We start from the raw sequence: 557 nt of genomic DNA on the forward strand, positions 1-557 counted from the left end.
GGTTGAAGGCACGTACGGACCATCAAGCACATCTTCGAAGTTCCCCAGCCGAGATTGCGACAGGACGTGATTGATCGAGTGGTTGGTGGTTGCCAGTGCATACATTCGCGCTTCGATCAGCTTCAGGTCGTCAGGTTGTAACGATTGTTCGTGGGCAAATTCACAGTAAAAACCATCACCGACAACCGCGCCTGCGTACAGCTTTACCTCGGTATAGAGCTGCCTGATCGCCATCGCCAACAAGCGCACGCAAGACCGGCGAAGGATCTCCAGACCTTCCGGTTCCTGCGGTGTGACGATGTTCACCCGTGCGTCCTGACTGATCACGAATGCACAATCCACCAGCGTGCCATTCACCCGGCCGGCGACCGCCGCTTTAGCCAGGCCAATTCCAATGCTCGCCGCAACTTCAAATACCGAGAGTGGTTGGTCGTACTCGCGCAGCGAGCCGTCAGGCAGGGTGATGTGAATCATCGTCGGTTTTCCTGGGTGTCTCATGCAAAACGCTATTCAACGCATAAACCGCAAGGGCAAACCCTGACAGTCTTCATTTAGAC

Annotated in this window: 1 protein-coding gene; it reads right to left on the minus strand. The window is 55.1% G+C overall.

The genetic code is table 11. The annotated features are described in order from the left end of the window. The coding region (locus tag AC1DCY_RS27380; RefSeq protein ID WP_477355854.1) for a TGS domain-containing protein at window positions 1-474 on the minus strand (474 nt) is incomplete at its 3' end. Window positions 475-557 lie beyond the last annotated feature (83 nt).

Source organism: Lysinibacillus sp. 10T31, assembly GCF_056394365.1.